The organism is Pseudomonadota bacterium (genome assembly GCA_010028905.1).
Classification (GTDB): Bacteria; Vulcanimicrobiota; Xenobia; order RGZZ01; family RGZZ01; genus RGZZ01.
This window is the reverse complement of sequence record RGZZ01000445.1, coordinates 1-4,221: the sequence shown is the minus strand read 5'-3', so window position 1 is coordinate 4,221 and position 4,221 is coordinate 1. Positions and strand designations below refer to the sequence as shown.

At 66.1% G+C, this 4,221-nt stretch carries 5 protein-coding genes; 1 reads left to right on the top strand and 4 read right to left on the bottom strand.

Annotated elements, in window-relative coordinates; translation table 11 throughout:
• Positions 1-862: formate dehydrogenase beta subunit (locus tag EB084_20830; GenBank protein ID NDD30712.1), on the bottom strand; the 862-nt coding region annotated here is incomplete at its 3' end.
• Positions 859-1,329, bottom strand: coding sequence for a formate dehydrogenase subunit gamma (locus tag EB084_20825; protein ID NDD30711.1), 471 nt, complete (start codon positions 1,327-1,329; stop codon positions 859-861). The genes EB084_20825 and EB084_20830, both read right to left, overlap by 4 nt.
• Before the next feature lie 325 nt (positions 1,330-1,654).
• On the opposite strand from EB084_20825, the gene EB084_20820 reads away from it, so the two are divergent.
• Positions 1,655-2,776, top strand: coding sequence for a hypothetical protein (locus EB084_20820; protein NDD30710.1), 1,122 nt, complete (start codon positions 1,655-1,657; stop codon positions 2,774-2,776).
• Between the two features lie 149 nt (positions 2,777-2,925).
• Here EB084_20820 and EB084_20815 read toward each other — a convergent pair whose 3' ends face one another.
• A complete protein-coding gene (locus tag EB084_20815) occupies positions 2,926-3,567 on the bottom strand; it encodes a hypothetical protein (GenBank protein ID NDD30709.1) in 642 nt (213 codons plus the stop codon).
• 188 nt (positions 3,568-3,755) lie between these two features.
• Positions 3,756-4,221: hypothetical protein (locus EB084_20810; GenBank protein NDD30708.1), on the bottom strand; the 466-nt coding region annotated here is incomplete at its 5' end.

Here is a 4,221-nt window from a genome sequence, read left to right as displayed (position 1 = left end):
CGCGCACCTCGCCCCGCTTGCCCTCGAGGCTCTCGAGCAGGGCCGTCTCCTCGCCGCAGACGTACGAACCAGCGGCCTTGCGCACGTGAATGAAGAAGCGCTTGCCGCTGCCATCGATATCATCACCCAGCCAGCCGGCAGCCGTGGCCTTGCGCACCGCCTCCTCGAGGGCGACAATGGCGTGGGGATACTCGGAGCGGACGTAGATCCACCCCGTCTCGGCCCCGATGGCCAGGCCCGTGATGGCCATCCCCTCGATGAGGGCGAACGGATCGCCCTCCATGAGCATGCGGTCGGAGAACGTTCCCGAATCGCCCTCATCGGCATTGCACACGACGTGCTTCGCATCAGATGGCGTATCGAGAGCGGTCTTCCACTTCACGCCGGTGGGGAAGGCCGCGCCACCACGCCCGCGAAGGCCGGAGGCGGTGACCTCGGCGACGACGTCAGGCGAGCTCATCTTCAGCGCCCTGCGCAGCCCCGTGAAGCCCTCATGGGCGAGGTAGTGATCGAGCGAGAGGGGATCGATGACCCCCACCCGCGCCAGGGTGAGGCGCTGCTGGGCCTTCATCCACGGCATCGCGTCGACCAGTCCCTGTTGCAGGGGGTGCGCGCCATCGGAGAGGGCCGCGTCATAGAGCGAGGCCACGTCATCGTGCTGAACAGGTCCAAAGGCAACGCGACCCTGGGGCGTGTCGACCTCGACCAGGGGTTCGAGCCAGAGCATGCCGCGCGAGCCGGTACGCACGATTTCGACATCGAGACCGCGCCGGGACCCTTCCTCAACAAACGCGCGGGCCACGGCGTCAGCGCCCAGCGCGAGCGCGGCAGCGTCTCGAGGAACGTAGACTCTCAAGCTCATGCGCGCGCCTCCGACGACAGATCGTGCACCAGGGCATCGAACCGCTCGGGCGTGAGGTGCGCGTGCAGATGCAGCTCATCAACGAGGGCCGACGGGCCGTTGGCGCACAGACCCAGGCAGTACACGGGCTCGAGGGTGATGGCCCCGTCGGCGGTGGTCTCATGGAACCCGCACCCCAAGCGCCGCTTCGCGTGCTCGGCCAGCGCGTCAGACCCCACCGCCTGACAGGCTTCAGCCTGGCACAGGCGCACCACGTGACGACCCGGAGGGGTGCGGCGGAAGTGATGGTAGAAGGTGATGACCCCGTGCACCTCGGCTCGCGACACGTTCAAGCGCTTTGCCACGAGGGGCACCGCCTCGTCGGGGACATAGCCCAGACGGTCTTGAATGCCATGCAGCACGGGCAGCATGGCGCCGGGCTGGTGGGCGTGCTCGTCAAGCACGGCGCGGACGACCTCGGTGTGCATAGGGTTTCTCCTGCGCTTTTTCAGAGCGATGTAGATGCTTGGTTGAACACGGGCGGCCTTTCATTCCTTCCCCGGAGCCCGACTCACCCGCTTTGAAGAGGGCCGTCTTTTTACGGTCCGACCCGACCACGGAAACATCATGTTAACATCTGTAACACGAATTTAACAGAACCGCACTTTCTCCGGGGCCAACCGTGTGCGAACATCAGAGCACGAGAGAGCTTCAGGCGAAGCGCGGGACGGGACCAGGCAGACGCTCCAAGGATGGCCCTTGGCGACCGCCACTCCCTCCCCGACGAAGCACTGCATACGAGGAGAGAGCATCATGTCGCATCATTCGGTACACGGCATCACCCCCGCAGCCCCCCGCGCCACCGCTGCCGTCCACACCGCGCCTGCGGCCGCCCACACCGCCGCAGCCCCCACGGCGAAGACCGATGGGAATGCCAAAGCGCACGCAGATGATTTCCACGGCAGCCAGGCCCTCGCAGACGACCACGGCGACAAGGGCGGAAAGAATCCCGTGAACATCGGTGCCCTCACCGGCAACGACGCGGCCGCGAACACCAAGGACGCCGATCAGGCCGACGAGAAGCGCAAGGCCGAAGAGAAGAAGAAGCAGGAAGAGGCCGAGCGCGCCGCCCTTGAGGAGAAGAAGAAGCAGCTCGAGGCCGAGATCGAGGCCAAGCAGAAGGAGCTCGAGCAGGCGAAGCAGAGCGGCGACGAAGAGAAGGTCAAGGCGCTCAGCGGCGAGCTCGACGGCCTGCAGAAGCAGCTCGAAGGCGTCAACAACCAGCTCGCCGGCATGCAGCAACCCGCGAACAATGGCCCCGCAGCCGCGGGCGCCGGCAACCAGATGCCCGAAGGCGCCGCTCCCGCGGGTGGCGGTGGCGACGGCGGCGGTGGCGGAGCCCCCATGGGCGGCGGTGGTGCCCCGATGGGTGGCGGCGGTGCCCCGATGGGCGGCGGAGGCAGCAGCGGACAGCTCGTCACCCCTCCCTCCCCGACCGGACCTCCCGTGAAGGGCACGGTGAACCCCAATGGCACCGGTCAGGACGCTGTCAACCTCGCGCGCAAGTACCTGGGCCACAACTCCATCGACATCAAGGGTGCCCTGCCCAACTTCACCGCCGCGGGCGGTCAGACCAACGACTGCGCCGACTTCGTGAGCTCGGTGCTCGAGTCGACCGGCCGCCTCAATGGCCACCACATCAACGTCGAAGAGCTCGAGGGCTCGCTGCTCAACCAGGGCTACACGCGAGTGTCGAAAGAGCAGGCGCAGCCCGGCGATGTCTGGATCAACGGTTCCAAGGGCCACACCGAGCTGGTGGCTGAAGCCGGCGGCAATGTGCTCATCGGCTCGAACAACGACCGCCCAGGTCACCAGGTCATCTCGGAGACCCGCAATCCCGAGGGCGGGTACTACTACCACCTCAACAAGCCATAACCCAGTCTGTTCGATCGGTCGCTGACTTCTCGCAGAGGCGCCGTGGATGCAGGGCATCCACGGCGTCTTCATTTCCGTGGACACAGGAGCGACAGAGGCGGGCTGAACGGTTCGATGCCGAGAGCCAATCCGTCTGAGGGTGTTCTCGCTCAGCGTCGGGGCGCTTCTGACGGAGCGTTTCTGCGGTCGACGCGAACCCCGCCGATGCGCACAGACCCTTCCTCGACCTGAATGCCCCCCTGGTCCGGACGACGACCCTGCGGCACCTCCCCGAACGGCGTGAAGAGAACGTCCTCCGCATCGCTCGTGTTGAGCGCATCGCCATCGAAGACGGGCACGAAGATGTAGAGCTCGGGTTGATCCGGCCAGGCACCGACCTGCGGTCGAATCGCCCATGTGGCGCGCTCGATGCCTGTCGAGGCACGCACCACATCGGTGAGCGAGATGCTATCGAGCAACGTCGGCTTCTGCTCCCACCAGGGGTAATGGCCGCCCGGCCCGCCGAAGCGCTGCACAGCAGTCTCGGTGAATCGCGTTGCGCAGGGAGGGGAAGTGAAATCAGACTCCTCGAGCAGGACAACCTCGCCATTGCGACGTGCCGCGTCGAGCTGGCGAAGCGCATCCATTGAGGGGGCCTGCGTCGACTCGTTCCGCAGGAACCGACGAACATCGGTCTCCGCGGGCAGCGCAAGCGGAAGCGCACGCTCGTTGTTGTAGGGGCCTCCCCGCTCGAGCGCCACGCGACGTTCGACGCGATAGCCTTGTGCCTGGATCTGAACGAGGGTCTTCACAGTGAGACTTCTCCCTTTGCCTGATGCGGGTGCGCACACTTGGGGGTGAACGGCGACAGCGTAGCCTGTCTGACTGGAAGTCTTATTGAATCTTCGTTACACGCGCAAGAAACGACGTACGTAACCATCGTCATCGGGAGATGCGGGGCCGGTATGTTCGGGTGGAGGTCTTCCCAAACACACCGGCCTCAAGAGCCAGCGCTAGCGGCATGCAGGCTGTTCGCCACTCTTGTGCCGAACAGCGGCCCCTGCGGCTCGGACCAGGCGAGCAACTCACCATCGAGCACGGTGCCCGAGGGCAGCGCGGCCACGGCGTCGGCGATTTCAGGAAAGCCGGGGGTGATGAGTTCTTCGCCCCGCGACCAGAGCATGACCTGCCTGCCGCGATGAATGGCCTGACAGCGGATGCCGTCCCATTTCCACTCCGCCTGCCAGTCGGTGACCGGACCGAGGTCGGAGACGTCCTGGTCCAACGCGCTGGCCAGGAAGAACGGATAGGCTCCCGAGCCTGCGGTCGGGCACGCCGGGTCGAGCGCGCCGCCATCGGTCCGCACCGCTGATCCTGCGGCGTCAGAAGGCCCGAGCAGAATCCGCTGGTAATCGGCAGGCGTCGGATCCCAAGGCCCGGTCAGGCGATGCTCCATTTCCGCAGCG